Source organism: Aquipuribacter aurantiacus (genome assembly GCF_051216895.1).
Lineage (GTDB): Bacteria > Actinomycetota > Actinomycetes > Actinomycetales > JBBAYJ01 > Aquipuribacter.
Genome location: NZ_JBPKAO010000002.1, coordinates 236,371 through 263,185 on the forward strand (window position 1 = coordinate 236,371; position 26,815 = coordinate 263,185).

Here is a 26,815-nt window from a genome sequence, read left to right on the forward strand (position 1 = left end):
CGTGGACGGCCCGCGCCCCCCGGGGAGCGGGCCGTCGACGGGGCCAGGCAGGACGATGGAGGCAGGACCATGACCGACTACGTCACCGAGGCCGGCAGCCGCTGGCTGAGCCGGGAGGAGCTCGACTCCGCCCGGGAGCGGATGCCGATCCTCTACGTGGACGCCCTCCCCGTGCGGGTCGACGAGACCGGGACGGTCACCGCGTTCGGCCTGCTGCTGCGCGCCACCGGGGCGGGTGAGATCAGCCGGGCCCTGGTGTCGGGGCGGGTGCTGCACCACGAGCGGGTCCGGGGGGCGCTGCTGCGGCACCTCGAGAAGGACCTGGGACCGTTGGCCCTGCCCAAGCTGCCCGCCCACCCGCAGCCGTTCACGGTGGCGGAGTACTTTCCCGTCCCGGGGGTGACGCCGTTCCACGACCCCCGCCAGCACGCGGTGTCGCTGGCCTACGTCGTCCCGGTAGAGGGTGACTGCCACCCGCAGCAGGACGCGCTCCAGCTCACCTGGGTGACCCCGGAGGAGGCGGCCGACGCGGGCCTGCAGGCCGAGATGAGCAACGGCCAGGGGACGCTGCTGCGGCAGGCGCTGGCGGTCTGCGGCTTCTAGGTCGCACCGCGCCGCGGAGGAACTTGCCTGGGCCCCTCGGGCAGACCACGGTGAGGGGATGGATCCGATCGAACCGGTCTACTCCGGACCCGTCCTGCTCCTGATCGCGGCGGGCGCGGTCGCGCTCCTGCTGTTCCTGGTCATCCGGCTCAAGCTCCACGCGTTCATCGCGCTGGTGCTCGTGAGCCTGCTGACGGCGCTGGTGACGGGCATCCCGTTCGCGGACATCCCGTCGGCCCTGCTCAGCGGGTTCGGCAGCACGCTGGCCTCGGTGGCCCTGCTGGTCGGGTTCGGCGTGATGATCGGGCGGCTGCTGGAGGTGACGGGCGGCGCGCAGGTGCTCGCCGACACCCTGGTGGCCCGGTTCGGGGAGAAGCGCGCGCCGCTGGCGCTGGGTGTCGCGTCCCTCATCTTCGGCTTCCCGATCTTCTTCGACGCCGGGCTGGTCGTGTTCCTGCCGATCATCCTCACCGTCGCGCGCCGTTTCGGTGGCTCGCTGCTGCTGTACGCGCTGCCCGCCGCGGGCGCCTTCGCCGCCATGCACGCGTTCGTCCCGCCGCACCCGGGTCCGGTCGCGGCGTCCGAGCTGTTGGGCGCCAACATCGGCCTCACCCTGTTCGTCGGCCTGCTCGTCGCGATCCCTTCCTGGTACATCGGGGTGTACCTGTTCTCGCGCTGGGCCGGTCACAGGTTCTACATCCCGACGCCGGCGGTCATGGGCGGGGCCGGGCTGTCCGACGGCAGCGGCTCACCCGACGACGTCAGGGGCGGTACCGGCGGCGGCAGCGGCCACGGCAACGGCAGCAGCCCGGCCGGCACGGCCACCGCCACGGCCACCCGTCAGGAGACCGGCACGCCGCAGGACCTGCCGACGTTCGGCACCGTGCTCGGCATCCTCCTGCTGCCGCTGGTCCTGATCGGCCTCAACACCGGGATCACGACCCTCGGCACCGCCGGCGTCATCGACGCCGAGCAGACCTGGGCCCAGGCGCTGGTGCTGCTGGGCCAGACCCCCGTGGCCCTGCTCATCACCCTGCTGGTGGCCATCGTCGTGCTGGGCCGCCGTCAGGGCCGCAGCTGGTCCGACGTGGAGACCCTGCTCAACGACTCCCTGGGCCCGATCTGCTCGATCATCCTCATCACCGGTGCGGGCGGGATGTTCGGCGGGGTGCTCCGCACCAGCGGCATCGGCGCGGCGCTGTCGGACTCGCTGTCGGACCTGGGGCTGCCGATCATCGTGGCCGCGTTCCTCATCGCCACGGCGCTGCGTGTCGCGCAGGGCTCGGCCACCGTCGCCCTGACCACGGCCGCCGGACTCATCGCCCCGGCCGTCGCGGCCACGGACGGGCTGAGCGAGCTGCACCTGTCGCTCGTCGTCATGGCCATCGCCGCCGGGGCTACCGTGCTGTCGCACGTCAACGACTCCGGCTTCTGGCTCGTCAGCCGGTTCTTCGGGATGGACGAGAAGACCACCCTGAAGACCTGGACGGTGATGGAGACCACGCTCGGCACCACCGCGTTCCTCATCGCCTTCGCCGTCTGGGTGGTGATCTGAGGTGGTCGACGCGGTCGGGGCGGTGCCGACCGACGCGCCCGTCCACCTGGTCGTCATGGGTGTGTCCGGCACGGGCAAGACCACGGTCGCGCTGCAGCTGGAGGCCCTGCTGGGGTGGGAGTTCCTCGAGGGGGACTCGCTGCACCCCCGGCGCAACGTGGAGAAGATGGCCTCCGGGCACCCGCTCACCGACCAGGACCGGGCGCCCTGGCTGCAGGCGCTGGCCGACTGGACCGGGGTGCAGCACGCCGACGGGCGGTCCACGGTGATGACCTGCTCGGCGTTGCGACGCAGCTACCGCAACATGCTCACCGCCGACGCCCCGGGCACGTACTTCGTGCACCTGGTCGGGGACCCGGCGCTGATCCTGTCTCGCATGCAGGGGCGCCAGCACTTCATGCCGCCGTCGATGCTGCAGTCGCAGCTGACGACGCTGGAGCCGCTGGAGCCCGGTGAGGACGGCGGCGAGTTCGACGTGGCGGACCCGCCCGACGTGATCGCCGCCCGGGTCGTCGAGCGGCTCGGGCTCAGCCCTGCTGCGACTCCTGCAGCGACGCCGGCTCGGCCTGCTGGCGACCGAGCAGCACCCCGTAGCTGAGCCCGGCCACGGCCGCCCCCACCAGCGGCGCGAGGACGAACAGCCAGAGCTGCTCCAGCGCGACCCCGCCGGAGAACACGGCCTGGCTGAACGACCGGGCCGGGTTGACCGACGTGTTGGTCACCGGGATGGACACCAGGTGCACCAGCGTCAGGGCCAGCCCGATGGCGATCGGGGCGAACCCCTTGGGGGCGCGGGTGTCGGTGGCCCCGAGGATGACGTACAGGAACACCGCCGTGAGGACCACCTCGATCACCAGGGCCGCCACGAGGCCGTACCCGCCCGGTGAGGCCTCGCCCCAGCCGTTGGTCGCGAAACCCGTGCTCCGGTCGAAGTCGTCCTGGCCGGACACCACCGCGAGGATCACCGCCGCCGCCAGCGTCGCGCCGACCAGCTGGGCGGCGACGTAGCCCGGCACGTCCTTCCACGCGAAGCGCCCGGCGATCGTGACCCCGACGGTCACCGCCGGGTTGAAGTGGCCCCCGGAGACGTGGCCGACCGCGTACGCCGCCGTCAGGACGGCCAGGCCGAACGCGAGCGCCACGCCCACGAAGCCCACGTCCCCGCCGGCGATCACGGCGGTGCCGCACCCACCCAGGACCAGCCAGAAGGTGCCCAGGAGCTCCGCCCCCCACTTGTTCGTCATGGCGAGACGGTCGGGGAATGGCACCCCGGCCCACCTCATCCGTGGCGGATGAAGCAGCCGTGCGCGCCGGGGGGCCGTGGCCTCAGCGGAACACGACGGTCCGGTTCCGGTCGACGAGCACCCGCCGCTCGGCGTGCCAGCGGACCGCGCGGGCCAGGGCGCGGCACTCGACGTCCTGACCCAGCCCGACCAGGTCGTCCACGGCGTGGGAGTGGTCGACCCGCTCGACGTCCTGCTCGATGATCGGTCCCTCGTCCAGGTCCGCCGTCACGTAGTGGGCCGTGGCTCCGATGAGCTTGACCCCGCGGGTGTGGGCCTGGTGGTAGGGCCGCGCCCCCGCGAAGCTGGGCAGGAACGAGTGGTGGATGTTGATGGCGCGGCCGGCCAGCTCGTCGCACACCCGCGGGCTCAGCACCTGCATGTAGCGGGCCAGCACGACGAGCTCGACGTCCAGCTCGGACACCAGGCCCAGCAGCGTGTCCTCGGCGGCGGCCTTGGCGTCGGCGTCGCGCGGGGCGACCGGGACGTGGTGGAACGGCACCTGGTAGAAGTCGGCCAGGCCCTCCAGGTCGCGGTGGTTGCTCACCACGGCCACCGGGTCGACCGGCAGCCGGCCGGCGCGCTGACGGAACAGCAGGTCGTTGAGGCAGTGCCCGGCGCGGCTGACCATGATGAGGGTGCGCGTGGGGTCGGTGAGGGGGTGCAGCTGCCAGTCGAAGTCGAACTCGGCCGCCGCCCCTCGCAGCGCCGCGTCCAGCCGCTCCGGGGCCGCGGGGCAGGTGAACTGCACGCGGAGGAAGAACAGCTGGGTGTCGGGGTCCCCGAACTGCTGGGACTCCGTGACGTTGGCCTGGTGCCGCAGCAGCGCGCCGGTGACGGCGTGGACGATCCCGGGCCGGTCCGGGCAGGACAGCGTCAGCACGTAGTGCGGCGCGTCCGTGGTCGGGGAGGGGGGCGCGGCGCCGGGGCCGGTCGGGAGGCTCACGGGGTGGCAGCGTACGCGGGGTGCACGGCAGCCACCGCGGCGTCCGGTTGCTAGTCTCGGGGCACCGCGACTGGCGTTCAGGGGGTCACCCCCGGGGAGCGGTAGGCAGCCTGCTGGGTCGTTCGCCTGGGCCCGGGGATCGACCTGACGTCTGTGGAGACCCCCATGACCGGTACCGCTGTTCCCTCCCTCACGAGCGCCCACCTGACCGACGCGCCCCTGTCCGAGGTCGACCCCGAGATCGCGGCCGTCCTCGACGGCGAGGCGGACCGCCAGCGCGGCACGCTGGAGATGATCGCCAGCGAGAACTTCGCCCCCCGCGCCGTCCTCGAGGCCCAGGGCAGCGTGCTCACCAACAAGTACGCCGAGGGCTACCCCGGCAAGCGGTACTACGGCGGCTGCGAGCAGGTCGACGTCGCCGAGGAGCTGGCCCGTGAGCGCGCCAAGCAGCTGTTCGGCGCGGAGCACGCCAACGTCCAGCCGCACTCCGGCGCCAGCGCCAACGCCGCGGTGCTGCAGAAGCTCCTCACCCCGGGTGACACCATCCTGGGCCTGGACCTGGCCCACGGCGGCCACCTGACCCACGGCATGCGGCTCAACTTCTCCGGGATGCTCTACGACGCCGCCAGCTACGGCGTGTCCGAGACCGACCACCGCATCGACATGGACCAGGTCCGGGCCGTCGCGCTCGAGCGCCGCCCGAAGATGATCATCGCCGGCTGGTCGGCGTACCCCCGTCACCTGGACTTCGCGGCGTTCCGCGCCATCGCCGACGAGGTCGGCGCCTACCTGCTGGTCGACATGGCCCACTTCGCGGGACTGGTCGCCGCGGGCGTCCACCCTTCGCCGGTGCCCTACGCCGACGTGGTGACCTCGACGACCCACAAGACCCTGACCGGCCCGCGCGCCGGCATCATCCTGTGCAAGCAGGAGCTGGCCAAGAAGATCGACTCGGGCGTGTTCCCCGGCCAGCAGGGCGGCCCGCTGATGCACGTCATCGCGGCCAAGGCCGTCGCGTTCCGCCTCGCCATGACGCCGGAGTTCCGCGAGAAGCAGGAGCGCACCCTGCGGGGGGCGTCGATCCTGGCCGACCGGCTGCTGGGTGACGACGCCAAGGCCACCGGCGTGGACGTCGTCACCGGCGGCACGGACGTGCACCTGGTGCTCGCGGACCTGCGCAGCAGCGAGCTGGACGGCCGGCAGGCCGAGGACCGGCTGCACTCCGCCGGCATCACGGCCAACCGCAACGCCGTGCCGTTCGACCCCCGTCCGCCGATGGTGACCTCCGGCGTGCGGCTCGGCACCCCGGCCCTGGCCACCCGCGGCTTCGGCGACGAGGAGTTCACCGAGGTCGCCGACATCGTCGCGGGCGCCTTCGACCCGGCCTCCGACGTGGCTGCGCTGCGGGCGCGGGTGGACGTGCTCACCGAGCGCTTCCCGCTGTACTCCTCCGTCGGCAGCTTCAGCGCGTGACCGCGCAGGTCCTGGACGGCAAGGCCACCGCGGCGACGATCCGCTCCGAGCTCGCGCAGCGCGTCACGGCGCTGCGTGAGCGCGGCGTCGTGCCCGGTCTGGGCACGCTGCTCGTGGGGGAGGACCCGGGCTCGGCGTCCTACGTCGCCGGCAAGCACCGCGACTGCGCCGAGGTCGGCATCACGTCCATCCGCGAGGACCTGCCCGCCGACGCGTCGCAGGCCGACGTGCTGGCCGCGGTGGCCCGGCTCAACGCCGACCCGGCGTGCACGGGCTACATCGTCCAGCTGCCGCTGCCGGCGGGCATCGACCAGCAAACCGTGCTCGAGGCCGTCGACCCCGACCGGGACGCCGACGGGCTCCACCCGACCAACCTGGGGCGGCTCGTCCTGCAGGTGTCCGGCGACATCACCTCACCGCTGCCGTGCACCCCGCGCGGCATCGTCGAGCTGCTCGGCCGCTACGACGTGCCGCTGTCGGGGGCGGAGGTGTGCGTGGTGGGGCGCGGGGTGACCGTCGGTCGTCCGATCGGGCTGCTGCTGACCCGCCGTGGCGTCGACGCGACGGTGACGCTCACCCACACCCGGACCCGTGACCTGGCCGCCGCGGTGCGTCGCGCCGACGTGGTCGTGGCCGCGGCCGGGGCGGCGGGCACGATCAAGGCCGACTGGGTCAAGCCGGGCGCGGCCGTGCTGGACGTGGGCGTCACCCGGGTCGTCGACCCGCAGACGGGCAAGGCGCGCCTGGTCGGCGACGTCGACCCGGCCGTGCGCGAGGTCGCCGGCTGGCTGGCCCCGATGCCCGGCGGGGTGGGGCCGATGACCCGGGCCATGCTGCTGGCCAACGTCGTCGACATGGCCGAGCGCGCCGTCACCTGACCCGCCTCAGCGGGCGAGCTGGTCCAGGCGGCGCTCGGCGAGGTGGGCGAGCAGGGCGGCGCCGTCGGGCAGGACGGAGTCGTCGAACCCGGCCAGCGCCGAGTGGTTGTCCGGGGCGGTCTGCCAGTCCCGGCCTTCCAGGGCCGCGCCCAGGAACACCATCACCCCGGGGACCTCGGCGAGGACGCGGCTGAAGTCCTCGGCCCCGGCGATGGGGTCGGGCATGCGCGTGATCCGGTCGGCGCCGAACAGCTCGCCCAGAGCCCGCTCGACGAACGCGTGCTCGGCCGCGTCGTTGACCGTCACGGGGTACTCGGGCTCGAACCGGACCTCGGCGGTCAGCCCGTGGGCCGCCGCCACGCCCTCGCAGTAGCGGACCAGGGCGTCGCGCAGCTTCTCGCGCACGGCCGGGTCGACGGTCCGGACGGTGGCCTCGGCGTAGGCGGACGCGGGGATGATGTTGCGCCGCGTCCCCGCCTCCACCTTGCCGAAGGTGACCAGGCCGGTCTCGAACGGACCGACCGTGCGCCCGGCCACGGCCTGGGCGCCCAGGACGATCTCGCCGATCGCGGGCACCGGGTCGGCCGCGTTGTGCGGGGCCGAGCCGTGCCCGCCCCGCCCGTGCAGGGTGACGAACAGCCCGTCGCTGGCCGCCAGCAGCGGACCGGGACGCGAGGCGACCTGACCGCGGGGGGCGAGACCGGACATCACGTGCAGGGCGTAGGCGGCGTCGGGCCGGCGCCCGGCGGCGTCGAGGACCCCCTCGGCGATCATGTGCCCGGCACCGTCGAAGCCCTCCTCGCCCGGCTGGAACATCAGCACGACGTCGCCGGGCAGGGAGTCCCGCTGCGCCGACAGCAGGTGCGCGGCGCCGACGAGCGAGGTGACGTGCAGGTCGTGGCCGCAGGCGTGCATGACGCCGTCGACCTCGCTGCGGTAGGGGACGTCGAGCTCCTCCTGCACCGGCAGGGCGTCCATGTCGGCCCGCAGCAGCACGACCGGGCGCCGGCCGGGGTGCGCACCCGGTCCGTGGGGTCCGGGGGTGCCGCCGCCGCGCAGCACGGCCGTCACGCTGGACAGCGCGTCACCGGTGGTGATCTCCAGGTCCAGGCCGACCAGCGCCTCGAGGACCGTCTGCTGCGTCCGGGGCAGGTGCAGCCCGATCTCGGGGTGACGGTGCAGGGCGTGGCGCAGGCGCACCAGGTCGTCGGTCAGGGCCAGGGCGTCGTCCGCGACGGTCATGCCGCAAGCCTAGGGTGGTGACCCGTGCTGGTCGTCGCGAGCGTCAACGTCAACGGGGTCCGTGCGGCCCACCGCCGGGGCATGCCCACGTGGCTGGAGGAGCGTCGCCCCGACGTCCTGCTGCTGCAGGAGGTGAGGGCCGACGCCGAGATGGTGGCCGAGCACCTGGGGGAGGGCTGGCACGTCGTCGAGGCGGTCTGCGCGCAGAAGGGCCGTTCCGGCGTCGCCGTCGCCGCCCGCACCCCGCTGCGGGACGTCGTCCTCACCCTGCCGGGCTTCGAGACCGACGGCCGGTGGGTCGAGGCCACCGTCGGCGAGGGGGTCGACGCCGTCCGCATGGTCAGCGTGTACGTCCACTCCGGTGAGGCGGGCACCGACAAGCAGGTGGACAAGGTCCGGTTCCTGGCCGCGGCGAGCCTGCGGATGGGCGAGCTGCGCGCCGCGGAGGCCGCCGGCGGGCCACCGGTGCTGCTGGCTGGCGACCTCAACATCGGGCACACCGAGCGGGACATCAAGAACTGGAAGGGCAACCGCACGAAGGCCGGGTTCCTGCCGGAGGAGCGCGCCGTGCTCGACAGCTGGTTCGCGGCGGGCTGGGTGGACGTCTGCCGCCGGCTCGCCGGGGACGTCGACGGGCCGTACTCCTGGTGGTCGTGGCGCGGTCAGGCGTTCGACACCGACACCGGCTGGCGGATCGACCTGCACGTGGTCACCGAGGCGCTGGCGGCCCGGGCGGCGTGGTCGACCGTCGACCGTGCGGCGACCTACGACGCGCGCTTCAGCGACCACGCGCCGGTGGTGGTCGCCTACGCCGGGGTCGGGGAGGTCCACGAACCGGGAGTCACCGACGGCGCGGCGGCCGTCGGGACGGTACCCGGGGGGCCCGTGTCGTGACGTGGACCCTGGCCGACGCCCCGCCGCAGCACGGCCGGGTCGCCGTCGTCACGGGCGCCAGCTCCGGCCTCGGCCTGGAGGCCGCGGTGCAGCTGACCGCGACGGGCGCGCACGTCGTCCTGGCCTGCCGGGACGCCGGGCGCGGGGCGCGGGCCCTGGAGCAGGTCCACGCCCGGACCCCCGGGGCCTCGGCCGAGGTGTCGCTGCTCGACGTCGCCTCGCCCACGTCGGTGCGGGCCTTCGCGGAGCGCACCCTCGACCAGCACCCCCGCCTGGACCTGGTGCTGGCCAACGCCGGCATCATGGCCGTGCCGCAGGAGCGGACCGTCGACGGGTTCGAGCTGCAGCTGGGCACCAACCACCTGGGCCACTTCGCGCTGCTGGCCCGGCTCTGGCCCGCGGTGCGGGGCACCGCCGGGGCCCGGGTCCTGCAGGTCACCAGCGTCGTCCGCCACACCGGAGCCGTCCCCGGGCCCGCCGACCTGGACCCGCCCCGCTACGGCCCGTGGACCGCCTACGCGCGGTCCAAGACCGCGTGCGCCGTGACCGGGGTCGAGCTCGACCGCCGCATCCGCAGCGGCCCGGGTGAGCACCCGGGCACGGTGGCGAGCGTGCTCGCGCACCCCGGCTTCACCCACACCGACCTGCAGCACCGCAGCGCCCGCGAGCAGGGTGGTCTCGCGGCGCGGTTCTTCTCCGCCACGGTGCGCTCGCAGGGGATGCCCGTCCACCACGGGGTGCTGCCCCTGCTGCGGGCGGTGCTGGACCCGACGGTCACGTCCGGGCAGATGGTCGCCCCGCGGCTCGGCACGCACGGCCCGCCGGTCGTCCGTCGCCCGGAGCGCCGGCTGCGCGACCCGCGGGCCGGTCAGCGGCTGTGGGCCCTCAGCGAGCAGGCGACGGGCGTCACCTGGGACGTCTGAGGCCCGCGGGGCTCAGACCCCGCCGCCCTGGCCCCCCATCAGGGTCATGACCGGCCCGCGACCCTGGTGGCGGCCGCAGCGGCTGCACCGGTACACCCAGGCGCCGTCGACCCGGACCCGACGGTCCCGGTGCAGGTGCAGGCGGCAGAGCAGGTGACGTCGGACCATGGTGGTCTCCCCGGGTCGCGGTCGTCGTCCCTGACGACCTGGCCGTGACGCTACGGGACCAGCGGGCCGATCCACCAGCGAACCGCGTGCTCCTCACCCGGGGCGAGCAGGACCAGGTCGGTGCCCGACCGGAACGCGTCGCCCGGGCACGACATGGGTTCCACCGCGACCCCGGCACGGAACCGTGCCCCCGGGACCGTGTCGGAGGTGAACACCTGCCACCAGCGCGCCCAGGACGCGTCGGCGCCGATGGCCACACCCCGACCCTCGCCGTCCCGCACCTGAGCGACCACGTCGCCGTCGGGACCGGGGGTGACGGCGGTCAGCAGGTGGTCCAGCTCGAGGCCCGCCAGCGGGCGGGGCTCCCGCAGGTCCAGCAGGGTCCCGTCGACGGGGTCCAGCTCGCCCGTGGGCAGGCTGGTGCGGTCCAGCTCGGCGACCTCGGACGCGTCCAGGCGCAGGGTCCAGGCGTCGACCGGGCCGTCACCGGCCACCAGGTAGGGGTGCGTGCCCACCCCGTACGGGGCGGGGCGGTCCCCGGCGTTGACGACGTGGACGTCGGCCACCAGGCGCCCGCGCTCCAGCGCGTACCCGAGCGTCACGACGAGGTCGGACGGGTACCCGGCGGAGGCGGGGACCACCGCCCGCAGGCGCACCCGGTCCGCGTGCACGTCGACGACGTCGCTCACCACGGCGTCGAGCAGGCCGTGGATCGCGTTGTCGTGGTCCGGGTCGTCGGTCGGTGTCCGGTAGGTGGCGCCGTCGACGTCGTACCTGCCGCCACCCAGCCGGTTGGGCCAGGGGACGAGCACGGACCCGGCGAACGCCGGCCGGGCCGCGCCGTCGGGGTAGCCCAGGACGAGATCACGGCCGTCGGCGTCCAGGTGGGCCAGCGCCGCGCCCAGCGGGTCGATGCGGGCGGTCAGGCCGTGGGCCTGCAGCCGGACGTGGCGGGGCAGGCCCGGCGCGCTCACGCGGCCGGCTCCGTCATGACCCAGGTCGCGCCGTCCGGTGCGTCGCGGACCTCGACGCCCAGGGTGGCGAGGGCGTCACGGACCCGGTCGCTGGTGGCGAAGTCCTTGCTCGCGCGGGCCTGGGCCCGCAGCTCCAGCAGCAGGTCGACGTAGCCCCCGACGACGTCCCGCGGGTCGGCGGCGCCGGTGACGGCGAGCTCGCCGAGTCGGACGACCATGGCGCGCAGCACCCGCCGGGCGTGGTCGCGGTCGTCGCTCTGCAACGTGTCGCCCGACCAGTCCTGCATCGCCTGCTCGACCGCCAGCGTCGCCGCGACGGCGGCGGCGACGTCGGAGGCCTGCATGGCGTGGTCGAACCGGTCGCGCTCGGCCTCGACGGCCTGGCGCAGCGAGGTCGGGGCCGCCGTGGCGCCGCCGGACCCGTCGGTCACGTCGTCCACGACCGCTCCCCCGGGCCCCGGGGCGCCGTTCGTGGGCAGGACGGCGGCGGCCGGGCCGGAGCCCGCCCCGACGGCCGGGCCGGAGCCCGGGGCGGACGCCGGGGGAGCGGCGCCCGGCTCGGCCCCGCCCCGCCCGGACACGACGTCGGCGAGCCAGCCCAGCTCCACCGTCCGTCCGCCCTCGAGCTCGGTCGAGCGGTCCCGGTGCCGCAGGGTGACCACGCCGTTGCCGGCCACGGTCGCGGTGCCGGCGGCGGTGTCGACCAGCAGCGCGGTGTGCTCGTCGACCCCCAGCACCCCGACGTCGTCGGGCAGCAGCCGCTCCATGGCGGCGAGCCGGGTCGCCCCCAGGTAGCAGTACCGCGTGTCGTAGCTGCCGCCCTCGGCGTTGTCGAAGTGCGGCACGAGCGCGGCCCGCACACCGGTGACGGCGCCCAGGACGTCGAGCCCGTCGGCCCAGTGCAGGTCCGCGCCGGCCTTGTAGATCTCGTACACCGGCACCGCGTGCGCGCCGATGGTGCAGGCGGCGGCCGACCCCACGACCAGCGTGCCGCCGCGGGTGGTGACGTCGGTCATGGCGGCCGCCACACCCGTGCCGCGCCACTGCCGCAGCGCGTACGTCGGGCTGCCGGGGCCCGCGAACAGCCAGCGGGCCCGGCTCAGCTCGGCCAGCGTGCGCTCGGCCTGCGCGGTCGGCAGGTCCGCGCGCCGCCACCCGGCCACGTCGACCGGGTGCCCGACGCTCTGCCTGAAGTACTGGACGGTCTTGTCGACGAGCTCGTCGGCGTTGTCCTGGAACCCGAAGGTCGTGTCCAGGACCATCGCGGTGCCGTGGGCGTCGCCGGCGAACGTGTCCGCCAGCACCGCCCGGTGGGTGCGGACCATGGTGGGGGCGGTCTCGCCGGACCCCATGACGACCAGTCGGCTCATCGGTGCTCCACGTCGTCGGGTGCGGGCAGGGGGGCGCGTGCGGTGCTCAGCAGGTCGAGCAGGTCGGCGGCCAGGCGCGCCGGGTGCTGCAGGTGCAGGTCGTGGTGCGAGTCGTCGTAGCGCGAGACCCGGGCCCGGGGCAGCCCGGTCGCGGCCTCGTGGACCAGCGCGGAGGCGGGCCCGCTGCCGGCCGGCGCGAGCAGCACCGGGACCGGCACGAGGGGGTAGGCCTCGCGGGGGTCGGCGTCGTACATCGAGCGGAGGATCTGCTCGTGGGCCGCGCGGGGCAGGACGTTGCGGACCGTCCCGTCGTCGTCGGTGGTCAGGTTGCCGAGCACCGCGGGCAGGGCGTGCGGGCCCCAGGCGGCCAGCAGCGGGCCCAGCCGGTCGACGAGCTGGTCCCAGGTGGTGCCGTCCCACGTCGGCGGGGCCAACCGGGTCCACAGCTGCTCGAACGGCTCGTCCTGGTCGAAGCGCAGCCAGCCGCCGTCGACCAGGGCCAGGGCGTCGACGGCCGCCCCCGCTGCCGCGGCCGTGAGGACGACGTTGCCGCCCCACGACTGCCCGACCAGGACGACCGGGCCGGACAGGGTGCCGTCGCCCAGCAGGGCGCTGACGACGTCGGCGACGTCGGCGGCCGCGGTGCTCGTGCCGTGCGGGCCCGTAGCGCGGTCGGCGCTGCGGCCGTGACCCCGCAGGTCGACGGCGACCGACGTGACGCCCGCCCGGGCCAGCTCGGCCGCGCAGGCGTCCCACATCCGGGCGTTGGACGCCAGGCCGTGGACCAGGACGGCGCTCCCGGACGACGTCGACGCGGGCCCGTCCGCCGTCGGGCCGGTGGACCGGTGCACCCTGAGCGCCAGCACCGTGGCGGGGGTGTCGGGGCCCCGCCGGGACGCCACCTCGACGAACCGCTCGTGCGGCGCGGCGCCCGTCGACCGACCGGTCCGTGCCTGCTCCTGCGTGCCGGTCACCTCGGCGTCGGTCACCCGTGCGCCGCCGGGCCGAGCACCAGCGCGCGGAAGGCGTCGGTGACGTGGGCGATGTCGAGGCTGTCCTGCGCGGTGGGGAGCCAGACGTCCTCGCCCCGCACCGCCGCCGCGACGGCCTCGACCATCAACCGGTACGGGTCGACGGCGGGGAAGTCCTCCCGGGTCCCGCCGCCCTCGACACGACCGGTCCGGCCGTCGACCGGGTGCAGGAACAGCGAGCAGGGCACGTCCTTGGTCGCGAACGACTCGCCGCCGAGCACCATGGTGGCGCGCTCGCCGTACACCGCGACGAGCTGCTCGGGGCGCGTGCCGATGCCGCAGCGGACCTCGGCCACCGGCTCGTCCGGAAGACCCGGCGCGGCGCCCGGACCGTCGACCGGAGCAGGGGCGGCGGGTGCTCCCGGGGGTACGACCGCCCCCGACCCCGTGGCGGCATCTCCGCGGTGGGGCAGGCCGAGCCGCGCCGAGGCCCGGACGTCCACGCCGTCCCGCACCTCGCCCTCGGCGGACAGGACCTCCAGCGGCCCCGCCTGCAGCGCCCAGCGGGCGGCGTCCACCGCGTAGCAGCCCACGTCGTAGATGCCGCCCCCACCGCGCGTCGGGTCGACGCGGTAGTTGCCGGTGAGGTCGGCGTCGAAGGAGAACTCCGTCTCGACCCGCACCACGCGCCCGAGCGCCCCGCTGCGGACCAGGTCGACCGCCCGCAGGGTCCGCGGGTGCCAGCGGTACCACCACGCCTCGACCAGCAGCCGGTCGGCCGCGGCCGCGGCGTCGGTCATCCGGCGGACCTGGGCGGCGTCCAGGCCCAGCGGCTTCTCGCACAGCACGTGCTTGCCCGCCTCGAGCGCGGCGACCGTCCACCGCTCGTGCAGGTCGTTGCTGAGGGCGACGTAGACGACGTCGACGGTCTCGTCGGCCAGGACGGCCGCGTAGTCGTCGTAGGCCCGCCCGGCCGGTTCCAGCGCCGCCGCCCGCTGCTGCGAGCGGGCCGCGACGGCCTGCAGGTGCGCGCCGTCGGCCGCGTGGACCGCCGGGGCCAGCGCCCCGGTCGCGATGCCGCCCGCGCCCAGGAACCCGAACCCGGTGCTCCCGGTGCGACCTGGGTCCGACCGGCTCGTCGTGCTCACCGCGGCACCACCGGTCGGCCGCCGTCCAGCGCGGAGGCCGTCGCGGCCTCCATCACCGACAGCACCCGGCGGCTCGTGGCCCCGGTGACCGACATCGGCAGGCCCAGCAGGAGGTGGTCGGCCAGCTCGCGGTGGAACGGGTGCGGGGCCGACGCCGGGGTGGCGAGGCGGGTCACGGAGCCGTCGCCGTCGAACAGCTCCAGCACCGGGGGGGAGTCCGCCGGGGCCAGGACGTCCTCGGACAGCGTGCCGACCTCGTTGCGGGCGATCACGCGCTCCGTGCGCCAGGACCCGACGATCGCGGCCTCGGTGCCCAGCACGTACCAGCGGGGCTTGAGCGCGGCCGCCAGGTCGGAGTGGACGAACTCCGCCTCGGCCCCGTCGTCGAAGCGCAGCAGGACGCGGGAGTGGTCGGCGTTGGTGACGTCGAACCAGCGGCGCTTGTGGGTCGTCGCGCTGACGTGCTGCACCGGCGCGGGCACCAGGTCCAGGACCTGGTCCAGGACGTGGGCGCCCCAGTCGTAGAACGCCCCGCCGGAGGCACCGGCGTCGGAGTGCCACAGGTTGCACGGGTGGCCGTAGCCGCCCACGAAGGTCTCCAGGTGGAACACCTCGCCGAGCCGCCCGGCCAGCACCGCGCGACGGACGGCCTGGTGGTCGGGGTCCCACCGGCGGTTCTGGTAGACCACGGCCAGCAGCCCCGCCGCATCGGCCTCGGCCAGCACGGCGTCGGCCTCCTCCGTGCGGATCGCGAACGGCTTCTCGACCACGACGTGCTTGCCGGCCCGCAGCGCCCGCAGCGCCCACTCCGCGTGCGTGTCCGGCGGGGTGGACACGACCACCAGGTCGACGTCCGGGTCCTCGATCAGCGACTCGGGGTCGGTGGTGCCGCGCAGCCCGGGGGAGACGGCCTGGGCGGCGTCCACCCGGGAGCCGTTGCGGTCGCAGACCAGCTCCAGGGACAGCCCGCTGACCGCCCGGAAGGCGGCGGCGTGCTCGTGGCCGATCGCGCCGTAGCCGAGCAGCCCCGCCCGGACCACGGGGCGGACGACCGCGGTGCGGGGCAGGTCCGCCAGGAGCAGGGCCAGCAGCCGCCGGCTGGTCGGGGCGGACACCGACGCCGGGGTGGTGCCGAGGGTCCAGGCCAGCACGTCGCCGCGACGGGCCAGCACGGGGTGCACCGCCAGGCCCAGGGAGGCCGTCAGCAGCACCCGGACGTCGTCGGCGACCTTGTCGACCACGAGCACCCGGTCGGACACGTGGACGTGCTCGCCCAGGTGCGCCCCCGAGCCGTGGCTGTGGTCGCTGAGCCGGTCCGCGAGCGGGCCCGCGTCGTGCCCGGCGCGGACCCGGACGTCGTGCTGCGGGCTGGCCGTGGCGGTCAGCAGCCCGGTGTGCTCGTGCCAGACGCCGTCGGTGTCCGCGTGCAGCGTCGGACCCAGCAGCAGCAGCGGGGCCCCGACGCCGAGCAGCTGCCCGACCAGGGCCGGGCGGCTGGGTCGGTCGGTGACCACGAGGACCGCGTCCGGGCGGACGTCGGCGTCGTCGCGACGCTGGTCGGGACCAGCGGTGCCCCCGACGTCACCCAGGTCTCCGCCCAGGTCGGCACGCAGGCTGCGGAACGCCGCAGCGAGCCGGTCGTCGTCGAGGTCGATGTGCCAGAGCAGCCGTGGCCGCCCGGATCCGGTGGTGCTCACGGGGACCAACCTACGAGACGGGGTGGCCCACCCGCTCGGCCAGGTCCAGAGCAGCGGGTGTGATGGCCTCCGACCAGGACGGGAACGCCCGGACGTGCTCGGCCAGCAGGGACACGTCCAGCCCCGCCGTGACCGCGAGGGCCAGCTCGCCGCCCCAGGAGTCGGCGTGCGGGCCGACGACGGCTGCGCCGAGCAGCCGCCCGTCCGTGTCGGCCACCAGGCGCAGCCCGGCCGGTCCGGCCGCCGTCGAGCCCGCCGCAAGCCCCACCCGCTCGACGAACGCCCGGGCCGTCTCCGTGACGTCCTGGTGGGCGGTGAGCACGTCGTGACCGGCGTCCCGGGCGTCCTGCTCCGACAGCCCGACCGAGAACACCGGCGGCTCGGTGTACACCGCCCGGGGGATGCCGGCGTCGCGGCGCCGGACGTCCCGACCGGCCAGCTGCGACAGCACGACCCGCGCGTGGTGGTTGGCGGTGTGGGTGTAGGGCGCCAGGGCCGTGACGTCGCCCACGGCGACGACGCCGTCGACCGGGTGGCCGTCGGCGTCCAGGGCCCGGCACCGGTCGTCGACCGCCACCGCGCCGTCGGCCAGCGAGACGTCCAGCAGCTCCAGACCCAGGCCGGCGACGTTCGGGCGTCGCCCCGTCACCACCAGCACCCGGTCGACGACCAGGTGCTCCTCGACCTCGGTCCGGGCGCCGTCGCCACCGCCGTCGTCACCGCGGTCGTCGTCGCCGTCCCGTCGCAACGTCGCCCGGACGCCCCCGTCGACCTGCTCGACCCGCACCAGGCTCGTCCCGGCGCGCACGTCGACGCCCGCGCGGGCCAGGTGCTCCGCCAGCGTCTCGCCCACCCAGGGGTCCTCCCGGGGGAGCAGGTGCGGCGACGTCTCGACCACCGTCACGGCCACCCCGAAGGACGCGTAGACCTGCGACAGCTCGCAGCCGACCGCCCCGCCGCCGAGCACCAGCAGGCGCTCGGGCAGGTCCGGGCTGGTCAGGGCCTCGTCGGAGGTCCAGGTCGGCACGTCGGCCAGGCCGGGCAGGTCCGGCACCACGGGGGCCGAGCCCGTGCCGACGACCAGGGACGTACCCCAGCGCAGCGTCCGGGCCCCGCCGCCCTCGCCGCTCCCGTCGCCCGCCAGGTCGACCTGCACCGTGCCGGGCCCGCTCACCCGGCCCCGGCCCCGGACCAGGGTGACCCCGGCCTCGAGCAGGTCCTCGGCCTTGGCGGAGTCGTCCAGGTGGTCGGCCGCCTCGTCCCGCCCGGCGACCGCGTCGCGCCACGCGGCCGTCAGGTCGGTGCCGTCGCGACGGGCGCGGGTGGCGGCGAGCAGCAGCACCTTGCTGGGCACGCACGCCAGGAACGGGCACTCCCCGCCCACCAGGCGCGACTCGACCGCGGCGACCCGCAGCCCGCGTCGGGCGGCGGTCGAGGCGACGTACTCACCGCCGGAGCCGGTGCCGAGCACGACGAGGTCGAACTCCTCGGCGTCGGGGCGGGGGTGGTCGGCTGCGGGGGACGAGGACGAGGCGGGGTCAGGCATGGTCACCAGCCTGCCCCCGGCGCTCAGGCCACGCGACCGGCAGCCGCCGACGCCGTGACGGGCAGCAGCCCGGGAGCGGTGAACCCCGCGGCCAGGAACGCCTCGTGCACGGCCGCTCCGACCGCCTCGGCCGTGCCGTCGGTGCAGAGCACCACGGCCGAGCCGCCGAACCCGCCGCCGGTCATCCGGGCGCCGAGCGCACCCGCGTCCACCGACGCCTCGACCACCAGGTCCAGCTCGGCCACCGAGATCCGGAAGTCGTCGCGCATCGAGGCGTGCGAGGCCAGCAGCAGCGGCCCGGTCGCGGCCAGGTCGCCCGCGCGCAGCAGGGCCGCCACCCGGTGGACCCGGTCGGTCTCGCTGACCACGTGGCGCACGACGCGGCGCAGCTCGTCGTCACCGAGGCGGCTGGTGGCCGCCTCGAGGTCGTCGGGACCCAGGTCCGCCAGCCGGTCCAGCCCCAGGTCCGCGGCGGCCCGCTCGCACGCGGCCCGGCGCCCGCCGTAGCGGCCGTCGACGAGGGCGTGGTGGGCGCGGGTGTCCACGACGAGCAGCTCGGCCTGGCCGGCCTCGCCCGTCGGCAGCGGCACGTGCTCGGCGTCGAAGGTGCGGCAGTCCAGCAGCAGCGCGTGCCCGGCCCGGGCCCGCAGCACCACGGCCTGGTCCATCCCGCCGGTCGGGGCCCCGGCGAACTCGTTCTCCGCCCGCACGCAGGCCGCGGCCAGCACCCGGCGGCCGGCCTCGTCGGCGGCGTCGGCCCCCGGCAGGCCCAGCAGGTCGGCGACGGCCACGGCCACCCCGCAGGTGAGCGAGGCCGAGGACGACAGCCCGGCGCCCACCGGCACCCGACCGTCGACGACGACGTCGAACCCGGGCAGGTCGCCGCCGGGTCCCCGGCCCAGCGCCCACAGCACGCCCGCGGCGTAGCCGGCCCAGCCGGGCACGGCCCCGGGGACCAGGTCGGCCACGGAGCCCTCCCAGACGGCGTCGTCCTGCGCGGACACCAGGCGCAGGACGCCGTCGTCGCGACGACGCGCGGCCACCAGGCCGCGGTGGGCGATGGCCAGCGGCAGCACGGGTCCGCCGTTGTAGTCCAGGTGCTCCCCGACCAGGTTGACCCGGCCCGGTGCGGCCCAGACGCCCTCGGGACAGGTGCCGGTGACGCGCTCGAAGGCCGCCGTCACGTCGGTGAGGTGCGAGTGCTCCTGCGCCGGGGGCACCAGGTCCGGGCCCGGCCCCGGTCGCCCCGTCACGGCTGGACCACGGCGCCGGCGAACGCCGACGGCAGCCGGCGGATCCGGTCGGCGATCCGCTCGGGGGTGGTGTCGGAGACCCAGGCGCCCTGCCCGGACTCCGAGCCCGCGAGGAACTTGAGCTTGCCCGCGTCCCGCAGCACCGAGAACACCTGCAGGTGCAACCGGGGGAGGGCGGCGCGCTCGCCGTCGCGCTCCGGCCCGACCGGTGCCGCGAACCAGCCCGCGATGTAGGGCAGCGTGATGGCCTCGCCGTCGGGACCGGTGAAGAACCGGTCGAGGCGACCCAGCAGGTCGGGGTAGAGGTGGGCCAGCTCGTCGCGCTCGGCGTCGTCCAGCTCGGCCAGGTCCAGCACGTGCCGGTGGGGCACCAGGTGCACCTCGACGGGCCAACGGGCCGCCGCGGGCACGAACCCGGTCCAGTGCTCGCCGCGCACGACCACGCGCCGTCCGCTCGAGACCTCGGCCGCCAGCACGTCGCCGAGCAGGTCGCGCCCGGTGCGGGCGTGGTGCGCGCCGGCCTGGGCGGTGTGCTGGGCCGTGCGGGCCGGGACGTAGGGGTAGGCGTAGACCTGCCCGTGCGGGTGGGCCAGCGTCACGCCGATCTCGCGGCCGCGGTTCTCGAAGCAGAACACGGACCGGACGTGGGGCAGGCGCGACAGCTCGGACGTGCGGTCGGCCCAGGCCTCGACGACCGTCCGGGCCCGGGCCGGTGACAGCCCGGCGAAGGACGCGTCGTGCTCGCTGGTGAAGCAGACCACCTCGCACCGGCCCGCCGCCGCGCGCTCCGGCCAGACCTCCTCGCCGTCGACCAGGGAGTCCGGCTGCTCGTCGCGGGTGCTCAGCGACGGGAAACGGTTCTCGAACACGACCACGTCGTAGTCCGCGGCCGGGATCTCGGTCGCGGCGCTGCCCGTGGCCCCGGGGGCCGTCGGGCACAGCGGGCAGAGCTCGCGCGGGGGCAGGTGGGTGCGGTTCATCCGGTGCGAGGCCATCGGGACCCACTCGCCGGTCAACGGGTCGCGGCGCATCCGGGAGCCACCGCTGGCGGCGGGCAGGTCCCGGGTGTCGGTCCCGGGTCGCGGTGTGCCGGACAGCCACGGCTCGGTGTCGTCGTAGTAGAAGAGGTCGCGCCCGTCGGCCAGCGTGATGCGGCTGCGGTGGACCGTCATGACCGCGACTCCCCGGCCGGCAGCTCCGCGACGACCAGCCGGCCGACGTGACCGGCGAGCATGGCCTGGTCCTCCGTCGACAGACCGGAGTCGCTGACCAGGACGTCGACGTCGTCGAGGCCGACGATCGTGGCCAGGCCCACCAGGCGCAGCTTGGTGTGGTCGGCCACCACGACGGTCTTGCCGGCCGCCGCGATCAGGGCCCGGTTGGTCGCGGCCTCGGTCATGTTGGGGCTGGTGCAGCCCGTCCGCTCGCTGAAGCCGTGCACCCCGAGGAACAGCAGGTCCACGTGCAGGTCCCGCAGCGCCTGCACCGCCACCGGGCCGACCAGCGCGTCGGAGGGCGTGCGGGTGCCGCCGGTGAGGACCACGCTGCGGTCGCGACGGTCCGGGTCGTGCAGGGAGTCGGCCACCGGCACGGAGTTGGTGACGACGGTGAGGTCGGGGACGTCGCGCAGCTGCTCGGCCAGGGCCAGCGTCGTCGTGCCCGCCGACAGCGCCACCGACGAGCCGGGCGCGACCAGCTCGGCGGCGGTGCGGGCGATGGCGAGCTTCTCCTCGCGCTCCTCGCCGAGCTTGGTGCGGAAGCTGGGCTCGTAGCTGGAGTGCGGGGCGTCCGCCAGGGTCGCCCCGCCGTGCACCCGCACCACGAGTCCCCGGTCCGCCAGCTGCGAGATGTCCCGGCGCACCGTCATGTCCGACACCTGCAGGGAGTCCACGAGCTCGCTGACGCGGACCCCGCCGTTGCGGCGGATCTGCTCCAGGATCTGCTCCTGCCGCTGCCGTGCGAGCGCGCTCATGTCCCGAGTGTCCCGGACGTCTCGCGCACCACGGCCACCCCTCCCGGTGCCAGCACCAGCGGTCGGCCCGGTCCGCAGCCGGTCCCGGTGACCAGGTCGGTGCCCGTGAGCGGGACCTCGGCGCCGAGGCCGGAGTGGTCGATCAGGAACACCCAGCTGCCGGTGCTGCTGCGGCGGCGCACCGCGTCCACCCCCGGCGGCAGGCCGGGGACGGTGGGGCGGGCGGGACGAGCCGGTCCCGACGCGTCGACCAGGGCCGCGACCACGGCGTCGGTCCCGGCGGCGGGCAGGCGGGTGGCGCAGTACCAGGCCGCCCCGTCCCCGACCCGGCGACGGGTGAGCGCCGGGTCCCCGGCGGAGGGGCCGTCGGCGAAGGTGGCGACGACGTCCGTGCCGTCGGTGGCCCGCACCCACTCCGACCAGATGGTGCCCGCCACCTCGTCCAGCGCGGGGACGGCCGACCCGGGCGGCGTCCGCAGCGTCGTGCTCTGCTGCGGCAGCAGCGGCGCGAACTCCTCGACCCGGACGCCCAGCAGGTCGCGGAACGCCCCCGGGTAGCCGCCGAGGCGGATGTGGTCGTCGGGGTCGACCGTGCCCGAGAAGTACGTGAGGAGCACCTGCGCCCCGGCCTCGGCCGCCCGGGCGATGCTCGCCGCCCCGGCGTCGGAGACCAGGTGCAGGCTCGGGGCGATCACGACGGCGTAGCCGGTCAGGTCCTGCTCGGCGTGCACCCCGACGACCCCGAGCCCGGCCCGCCAGGCCGCCTCGTACCAGCACCGCAGCTCCTCGGGGTAGCGGTGCAGCGTCGTGGGGGTGGACGCCGCGTCGGTGGTCCACATCGACTCGTAGTCCACGACCAGGGCGACGTCGGCGTCGGTCCGGCTGCCGGCCACCTCGGCGCAGGCGTCCAGGATGCGGCCCAGCTCGACGACCTCGGCCCAGCGTCGGGTGTCGGTGCCCGCGTGGGGCAGCAGCGCCGAGTGGTACTTCTCCGCCCCGGCGGCCGAGGCGCGCCACTGGAAGAACCCGACGGTGTCCGCGCCCCGCGCCACGTGGCTCAGGCTGTCGCGCAGCATCTGCCCCGGTGGCTTGACCGGGTTCACCGGCTGCCAGTTGACGGCCGACGTGGAGTGCTCCATCAGGACCCACGGGTCCCCGCCGGCCAGTCCGCGCGTGATGTCGGCGCTCATCGCCAGCTCGACGTGCGGCAGCTCCAGGTGCGCCCCCAGGTAGTGGTCGTTGGACACCACGTCCTGGTGCGGCGCCCACGACCAGTAGTCCAGGCCCTCGAAGGAGAACCCGACCATGAAGTTGGTGGTCACCGGTACGCCCGGGGACAGCTCGTGGAGCAGGTCCCGCTCGGCGACGTGCTGGGCCAGCGCGGCGTCGGAGCAGAACCGCCGCCAGTCCAGCTCCGCGGTGGGGTTGGGGATGGCCGTGGTCGTCCGCGGGGGGACCACGTCGCCCAGCTCGGTGTAGCGCTGGGACCAGAAGGTGGTGCCCCACGCGTCGTTGAGGCGGTCCAGGTCGCCGTAGCGGTCCATCAGCCAGGACCGGAAGTGCTCGGCGGAGGTGTCGCAGAAGCACATCAGGTTGTGGCAGCCGAACTCGTTGCCCACGTGCCACATCCCCAGCCCCGGGTGGGAGTGGTACCGCTCGGCCAGGCGCCGGACCAGGGCGAGGCTGCGCCGGCGGAAGTCCGGGGACGAGGCGCACCAGGTCTGCCGGCTCCCGTGCGACAGCCGCAGGCCGTCGCGGGTGACGGGCATGGCGTCCGGGTGCAGCCGGGCGAACCAGGGCGGGGGGGACGCGGTGGCGGTGGCGAGGTCGACGACCACCCCGGCCTCGTGGAGGGTGTCCATCACCCGGTCCAGCCAGGCGAGCTCGTAGCGCTCGGGCTCCGGCTCGAGCAGGGCCCAGGAGAAGACCCCGACGGTGGCGAAGCCGACACCGGCTTCCACCATCCGGGCGACGTCGTCGTCGAGCGTGTCCACGGGCCACTGCTCGGGGTTGAAGTCCCCGCCCAGCAGCAGGCGGTCGGCCGGCCATTGCCTCATGCCGCGACACTCTTCCCCGGCCTGTTGAATAAGTCAACACAACCCAACACGCACGCACCGGATGGTGGATCGGGTGGGTTCGGCTGGTCGACCGAACGAACTATCGCCGTGGTTCGCGCCGTGGTCACACGCTGATAACGGTTGTCCGGGCCTGCACTCATCAGCCTTGACAGGGAGGGGGGGCGGTGTTTAGGTCACCGACATCCGATGTCGAGTTGTGTTCGACTCTGAGCGAAGTTCAGGGCGGACCCACTCAGTGAAGAGTGACTCAGGAGGGCCACGTGCCTACTCGTCCCCGCTCCACCGACAAGCTCTACCTGCCCTCGTCCGGCCTGCGCACGCCCGTCGCCCGGCGCAGCGTGCTGCACGGGGCCATGGGCGCCGGTGCGGTCGGCGCCCTGGCCGCCTGCGGCGGCGACGACACGTCGTCCGACTCCGCGACCGGCGGCGGCGGCGGCGAGGCCGCGGGCTCCACGAGCCTCGGCTCCAACCGCGGCGACGAGGTCCCCCGCGCCGCCGAGGACGCCATGATCGCCGCCTTCACCGAATCCACCGGCATCGAGGTCGTCACCAACGTCCAGGACAACGAGACGTTCCAGGAGTCGATCAACAGCTACCTGCAGGGCACCCCGCAGGACACGTTCACCTGGTTCGCCGGGTTCCGGGCCCGCTTCTTCGACGACCAGGGCTTCATCGGCGACATCACCGACGTCTGGGACGACATCGGCGACGGGTTCACCGACGGCTTCCGCGAGGCCTCGGCCAACGGCGACAAGCAGATCCTCGTCCCGCTGTACAACTACCCGTGGGCGATGTTCTACCGGAAGAGCGTCTTCGAGGAGAACGGCTACGAGATCCCCGAGGACCGCGAGTCCCTCATCGCGCTCTGCGAGCAGATGCAGGGTGACGGCCTCAACCCCATCGCCCTGGGTGACTCCGACGGCTGGCCGGCCATGGGCACCTTCGACATCCTCAACATGCGCCTCAACGGCTACGACTTCCACATCGAGCTGATGGCCGGCGAGGTGGACTGGGACACCCCGGAGGTCCGACGGGTGTTCGAGGAGTGGGCGGCCCTGCTGCCGTTCCACCAGCCCGACCCCGTGGGTCGCACCTGGCAGGACGCGGCCGCGTCGCTGCTGCAGCGCGAGTCCGGGATGTACCTGCTCGGCATGTTCGTCGGCGAGCAGTTCCCCGAGGGCGAGGACCGCGACGACCTCGACTTCTTCAACTTCCCGGAGCTGGACTCCTCGATCGGCGCCGGCGCGATCGACGCCCCGATCGACGGCTACATGATGACGGCGAACCCCGAGAACGAGGAGGCGGCCAAGGAGTTCCTGCGGTTCATCGGCTCGGCCGAGGCGGGCAACACCTACATCGCCACCAACCCCAACAACATCGCCGCGCACAGCGACGCCGACACCAGCGCGTACTCCCCGCTGCAGCTCAAGGCCCAGGAGCTCATCGGCAACGCCGAGAACATCGCGCAGTTCCTGGACCGCGACACCCGGCCGGACTTCGCCTCCACCATCGTCATCCCGACCCTGCAGACGTTCCTGCAGAGCCCCGACGACATCGACCGGGTGGTGTCGGACCTGCAGGCCGGCAAGGAGCGCCTGTTCACCGGGGAGGCCTGAGCCCCATGGCCACGACGACGGCCCCGCCCCGCAAGCCGGGGCGAGGGCTCCAGCTGCTCACCAGACGCGACAAGACGGTCCTCACGCTGATGGTGGGGCTGCCCGCGCTGCTGGTCGGGGCCGTCGTCTGGGTCCCCGTGGTGCTGACGATCCTGCTGTCGTTCACCAGCTGGAACGGCTTCGGGCTGCCCGGCCCCTCGGACTGGGTCGGCACGCAGAACTACGTCGACATCACGACCAACTACCCGCCGTTCTGGATCGCGATCCGCAACAACGCGCTCTGGCTCGTGGTGTTCTTCCTCATCGCCACGCCCCTGGGCATGCTCATGGCCGTCCTGCTGGACCGCGAGCTCAAGGGCTCGTGGTTCTACCGCAGCGCGCTGTACATGCCGGTCGTCCTGTCGCTGGCGCTGTCCGGCTTCATCTGGCAGCTCATCTACAGCCGTGACCAGGGCCTGCTCAACCGCGTCCTCGGCCTGGAGAGCGCCGACCGGATCGACTGGTACGGCGACCCGGACGTCAACATCTGGGCCGTCCTCGTCATCGCGTCCTGGCGCCACGTCGGCTACATCATGCTGCTGTACCTGGCCGGCCTGAAGTCCGTCGACCCCGCGCTCAAGGAGGCCGCGGCCGTGGACGGCGCGTCGGAGGCCCGGACGTTCTTCAGCGTCGTGTTCCCGACCCTGGCCCCGATCAACATCGTCGTGCTCGTCATCACCGTCATCGAGTCCTTGCGCGCCTTCGACCTCGTCTGGGTCATCAACCGCGGTCGCAACGGCCTGGAGGTGCTCGGGGCGCTCATCACCGCCAACCTCATCGGCGAGGCGAGCCTCGTCGGGTTCGGCTCGGCCCTCGCCTCGATCCTCATCCTCGTGAGCCTGGTGTTCATCGTCATCTACATGACCAACATCCTCCGGGAGGACAAGCGATGAGCACCTCGACCGACCTGGACCGCAGCAGCGGGACCACGGGGGCGGGCGGCACGGGGCACGGCGCCGGGCCCGGGCAGCGTCCTCGCCGCAAGGTGACCCCCGCCCGGGTGGTGCTCTACGTCGCCCTGGTCGTCGTGTCGCTGGTCTGGCTGTTCCCCGTGGCGTGGGCGGTGATGACGTCGTTCCGCTCCTACGAGTACACGGCCGTCAACGGCTACGTGTCCTTCGGCGGGTACACCCTGGACAACTACCTGGACGCGTGGAGCCAGGGCAACTTCGCCCAGTACTTCGTCAACACACTCATCATCACGGTGCCGTCGGTGCTGGTGACGCTGGCGCTGGCGTCGATGGCCGCGTTCGTCCTGGCCCGGTTCAGCTGGAAGCTCAACATCGCCATGCTGGTGTTCTTCACCGCGGCGAACCTGCTGCCCCAGCAGTCGCTGCTGGTCCCGCTGTACCGGTTCTACCTCTACGTGGGGCTGTACGACACCTACTGGGCCGTGATCATCACCCACATCGCGTTCCAGATGGGGTTCTGCACCTTCGTCCTCAGCAACTACATGAAGACGCTGCCCAAGGAGCTCGGCGAGGCCGCGTTCGTCGACGGCGCCGGGGTCTGGCGGCAGTACTGGCAGATCGTCCTGCCGCTGTGCCGCCCGCCGCTGGCGGCCCTCGCCACCCTGCAGGTGACGTGGGTCTACAACGACTTCTTCTGGGCCGTGGCGTTCCTGTCCACGGGGGACAAGTTCCCCGTGACCAGCGCCCTGCAGAACCTGCAGGGGCAGTTCTTCGTCGACTACAACCTGGTCAGCGCCGGGTCCGTCATGGTCGCCATCCCGACCCTGGTCGTGTTCTTCGCGCTGCAGCGGCACTTCGTGTCCGGGTTGACGCTGGGCGCCAACAAGGGCTGAGAGCCTGTCGCCCGGCACCGCACCGCACCGCACCCCCGACGGAGGACCCCCACCGCATGAGCGCGCCCACGACCCCCCGCCCGCCCCGGCTGCACGGACTCAGCGCGGCGGGGGTCCAGCTGCTGCTGCTCGAGCGGCCCGACGGCCTGCCCGAGCTCGTCCACTTCGGGGTGGACCTGGGCTGGCGGCCCGAGGACGGGCCGGACGCCGCCGAGCAGCTGCTGCGGGCCGGTGCGCCGCCCGTGCCGCGCAGCGCGCTGGACTCCGCGTGGCCGCTGACGCTGCTGCCGGGGGAGCCCGACGGCTGGTCGGGGCGGCCGGCGCTGTCCGCCCACCGCGGTGGTCGGGCCGTCGTGCCGCGGTGGACCGCGGTCGTGGGGGG

Annotated in this window: 24 protein-coding genes, 1 pseudogene and 1 riboswitch; of the genes and pseudogenes, 11 read left to right on the plus strand and 14 right to left on the minus strand. The window is 74.5% G+C overall.

Features of this window, described 5'->3' with window-relative positions:
* Positions 1-69: 69 nt before the first annotated feature.
* From ACR80Q_RS03910 to ACR80Q_RS03920, 3 genes are read left to right on the plus strand one after another with little or no spacing between them, the layout of a single operon-like run.
* Entirely contained in the window at positions 70-603 is a 534-nt protein-coding gene (locus tag ACR80Q_RS03910) for an NUDIX hydrolase family protein (protein WP_435376239.1), read from the plus strand.
* A 58-nt stretch (positions 604-661) separates the two neighbouring features.
* Positions 662-2,158, plus strand: a complete 1,497-nt coding sequence (locus tag ACR80Q_RS03915; RefSeq protein ID WP_435376240.1) for a GntP family permease — start codon at positions 662-664, stop codon at positions 2,156-2,158.
* A gap of 1 nt (position 2,159) precedes the next feature.
* Positions 2,160-2,756: a gluconokinase gene (locus ACR80Q_RS03920; RefSeq protein ID WP_435376242.1), complete on the plus strand. Its 597-nt coding sequence runs from the start codon at positions 2,160-2,162 to the stop codon at positions 2,754-2,756.
* Here the strand turns inward: ACR80Q_RS03920 and aqpZ are convergent.
* The gene (gene aqpZ, locus ACR80Q_RS03925; protein ID WP_435376243.1) at positions 2,686-3,402 is read right to left on the minus strand and encodes an aquaporin Z; all 717 of its coding nucleotides are present in this window, start codon (positions 3,400-3,402) and stop codon (positions 2,686-2,688) included. The two genes, ACR80Q_RS03920 and aqpZ, sit on opposite strands and share 71 nt — an antisense overlap.
* Positions 3,403-3,484: 82 nt before the next feature.
* A complete protein-coding gene (gene purU, locus ACR80Q_RS03930; RefSeq protein ID WP_435376244.1) occupies positions 3,485-4,387 on the minus strand; it encodes a formyltetrahydrofolate deformylase in 903 nt (300 codons plus the stop codon).
* A 56-nt stretch (positions 4,388-4,443) separates the two neighbouring features.
* Positions 4,444-4,526: riboswitch (ZMP/ZTP riboswitch) on the plus strand.
* A gap of 26 nt (positions 4,527-4,552) precedes the next feature.
* On the opposite strand from purU, the gene glyA reads away from it, so the two are divergent.
* Complete coding sequence (gene glyA, locus ACR80Q_RS03935; RefSeq protein WP_435376245.1) at positions 4,553-5,860, plus strand: serine hydroxymethyltransferase; 1,308 nt, start codon at positions 4,553-4,555, stop codon at positions 5,858-5,860.
* Positions 5,857-6,738, plus strand: coding sequence for a bifunctional methylenetetrahydrofolate dehydrogenase/methenyltetrahydrofolate cyclohydrolase (locus ACR80Q_RS03940; protein WP_435376246.1), 882 nt, complete (start codon positions 5,857-5,859; stop codon positions 6,736-6,738). The genes glyA and ACR80Q_RS03940 overlap by 4 nt, the downstream gene beginning before the upstream one ends.
* A 6-nt stretch (positions 6,739-6,744) precedes the next feature.
* On the opposite strand, the gene ACR80Q_RS03945 is transcribed toward ACR80Q_RS03940, so the two are convergent.
* Positions 6,745-7,980 carry a M20 metallopeptidase family protein gene (locus ACR80Q_RS03945; protein WP_435376247.1) on the minus strand — a complete coding sequence of 412 codons (1,236 nt, stop codon included), beginning with the start codon at positions 7,978-7,980 and terminating at the stop codon, positions 6,745-6,747.
* Between the two features lie 24 nt (positions 7,981-8,004).
* Here ACR80Q_RS03945 and ACR80Q_RS03950 point away from each other — a divergent pair, with 24 nt between their 5' ends.
* Both ACR80Q_RS03950 and ACR80Q_RS03955 read left to right on the plus strand, forming a co-directional pair.
* A complete protein-coding gene (locus ACR80Q_RS03950; protein ID WP_435376248.1) occupies positions 8,005-8,874 on the plus strand; it encodes an exodeoxyribonuclease III in 870 nt (289 codons plus the stop codon).
* Positions 8,871-9,797, plus strand: coding sequence for an SDR family NAD(P)-dependent oxidoreductase (locus ACR80Q_RS03955; RefSeq protein WP_435376249.1), 927 nt, complete (start codon positions 8,871-8,873; stop codon positions 9,795-9,797). The genes ACR80Q_RS03950 and ACR80Q_RS03955 overlap by 4 nt, the downstream gene beginning before the upstream one ends.
* Before the next feature lie 12 nt (positions 9,798-9,809).
* Here the strand turns inward: ACR80Q_RS03955 and ACR80Q_RS03960 are convergent, their stop codons facing one another.
* Genes ACR80Q_RS03960 through ACR80Q_RS04010 form a run of 11 tightly spaced genes read right to left on the minus strand, consistent with a single transcriptional unit; the run spans position 9,810 to position 22,953 of the window.
* The gene (locus tag ACR80Q_RS03960) at positions 9,810-9,965 is read right to left on the minus strand and encodes a hypothetical protein (RefSeq protein WP_435376250.1); all 156 of its coding nucleotides are present in this window, start codon (positions 9,963-9,965) and stop codon (positions 9,810-9,812) included.
* Between the two features lie 50 nt (positions 9,966-10,015).
* Positions 10,016-10,939 carry an aldose epimerase family protein gene (locus tag ACR80Q_RS03965; RefSeq protein ID WP_435376251.1) on the minus strand — a complete coding sequence of 308 codons (924 nt, stop codon included), beginning with the start codon at positions 10,937-10,939 and terminating at the stop codon, positions 10,016-10,018.
* Positions 10,936-12,309 carry a CysS/YqeB C-terminal domain-containing protein gene (locus ACR80Q_RS03970; protein WP_435376252.1) on the minus strand — a complete coding sequence of 458 codons (1,374 nt, stop codon included), beginning with the start codon at positions 12,307-12,309 and terminating at the stop codon, positions 10,936-10,938. Before ACR80Q_RS03970 ends, ACR80Q_RS03965 begins: the two co-directional genes overlap by 4 nt.
* Positions 12,306-13,298, minus strand: coding sequence for an alpha/beta fold hydrolase (locus tag ACR80Q_RS03975; protein ID WP_435376253.1), 993 nt, complete (start codon positions 13,296-13,298; stop codon positions 12,306-12,308). The genes ACR80Q_RS03970 and ACR80Q_RS03975 overlap by 4 nt, the downstream gene beginning before the upstream one ends.
* On the minus strand, positions 13,295-14,428 hold the full coding sequence (locus tag ACR80Q_RS03980) for a Gfo/Idh/MocA family protein (protein ID WP_435376254.1): 1,134 nt from the start codon (positions 14,426-14,428) through the stop codon (positions 13,295-13,297). The genes ACR80Q_RS03975 and ACR80Q_RS03980 overlap by 4 nt, the downstream gene beginning before the upstream one ends.
* Positions 14,425-16,125, minus strand: coding sequence for a Gfo/Idh/MocA family protein (locus ACR80Q_RS03985; protein WP_435376255.1), 1,701 nt, complete (start codon positions 16,123-16,125; stop codon positions 14,425-14,427). The genes ACR80Q_RS03980 and ACR80Q_RS03985 overlap by 4 nt, the downstream gene beginning before the upstream one ends.
* 10 nt (positions 16,126-16,135) lie before the next feature.
* On the minus strand, positions 16,136-17,671 hold the full coding sequence (locus ACR80Q_RS03990; protein WP_435376256.1) for a dihydrolipoyl dehydrogenase family protein: 1,536 nt from the start codon (positions 17,669-17,671) through the stop codon (positions 16,136-16,138).
* 23 nt (positions 17,672-17,694) lie between these two features.
* Complete coding sequence (gene galK, locus ACR80Q_RS03995; RefSeq protein WP_435376257.1) at positions 17,695-18,924, minus strand: galactokinase; 1,230 nt, start codon at positions 18,922-18,924, stop codon at positions 17,695-17,697.
* Entirely contained in the window at positions 18,921-20,096 is a 1,176-nt protein-coding gene (gene galT / locus ACR80Q_RS04000) for a galactose-1-phosphate uridylyltransferase (protein WP_435376258.1), read from the minus strand. Before galT ends, galK begins: the two co-directional genes overlap by 4 nt.
* Positions 20,093-20,896, minus strand: a complete 804-nt coding sequence (locus tag ACR80Q_RS04005) for a DeoR/GlpR family DNA-binding transcription regulator (protein WP_435376259.1) — start codon at positions 20,894-20,896, stop codon at positions 20,093-20,095. The genes galT and ACR80Q_RS04005 overlap by 4 nt, the downstream gene beginning before the upstream one ends.
* Positions 20,893-22,953, minus strand: a complete 2,061-nt coding sequence (locus ACR80Q_RS04010; protein WP_435376260.1) for a beta-galactosidase — start codon at positions 22,951-22,953, stop codon at positions 20,893-20,895. The genes ACR80Q_RS04005 and ACR80Q_RS04010 overlap by 4 nt, the downstream gene beginning before the upstream one ends.
* Before the next feature lie 281 nt (positions 22,954-23,234).
* Here ACR80Q_RS04010 and ACR80Q_RS04015 point away from each other — a divergent pair, with 281 nt between their 5' ends.
* The 4 genes and pseudogenes from ACR80Q_RS04015 to ACR80Q_RS04030 form a co-directional block, all read left to right on the plus strand.
* Entirely contained in the window at positions 23,235-24,590 is a 1,356-nt protein-coding gene (locus tag ACR80Q_RS04015; RefSeq protein WP_435376261.1) for an ABC transporter substrate-binding protein, read from the plus strand.
* Positions 24,591-24,595: 5 nt separating this feature from the next.
* On the plus strand, positions 24,596-25,522 hold the full coding sequence (locus ACR80Q_RS04020) for a carbohydrate ABC transporter permease (RefSeq protein ID WP_435376262.1): 927 nt from the start codon (positions 24,596-24,598) through the stop codon (positions 25,520-25,522).
* On the plus strand, positions 25,519-26,433 hold the full coding sequence (locus ACR80Q_RS04025; protein WP_435376263.1) for a carbohydrate ABC transporter permease: 915 nt from the start codon (positions 25,519-25,521) through the stop codon (positions 26,431-26,433). The genes ACR80Q_RS04020 and ACR80Q_RS04025 overlap by 4 nt, the downstream gene beginning before the upstream one ends.
* A 56-nt stretch (positions 26,434-26,489) precedes the next feature.
* Positions 26,490-26,815 (plus strand): annotated as a pseudogene (locus tag ACR80Q_RS04030) (hypothetical protein); the annotation flags it as partial.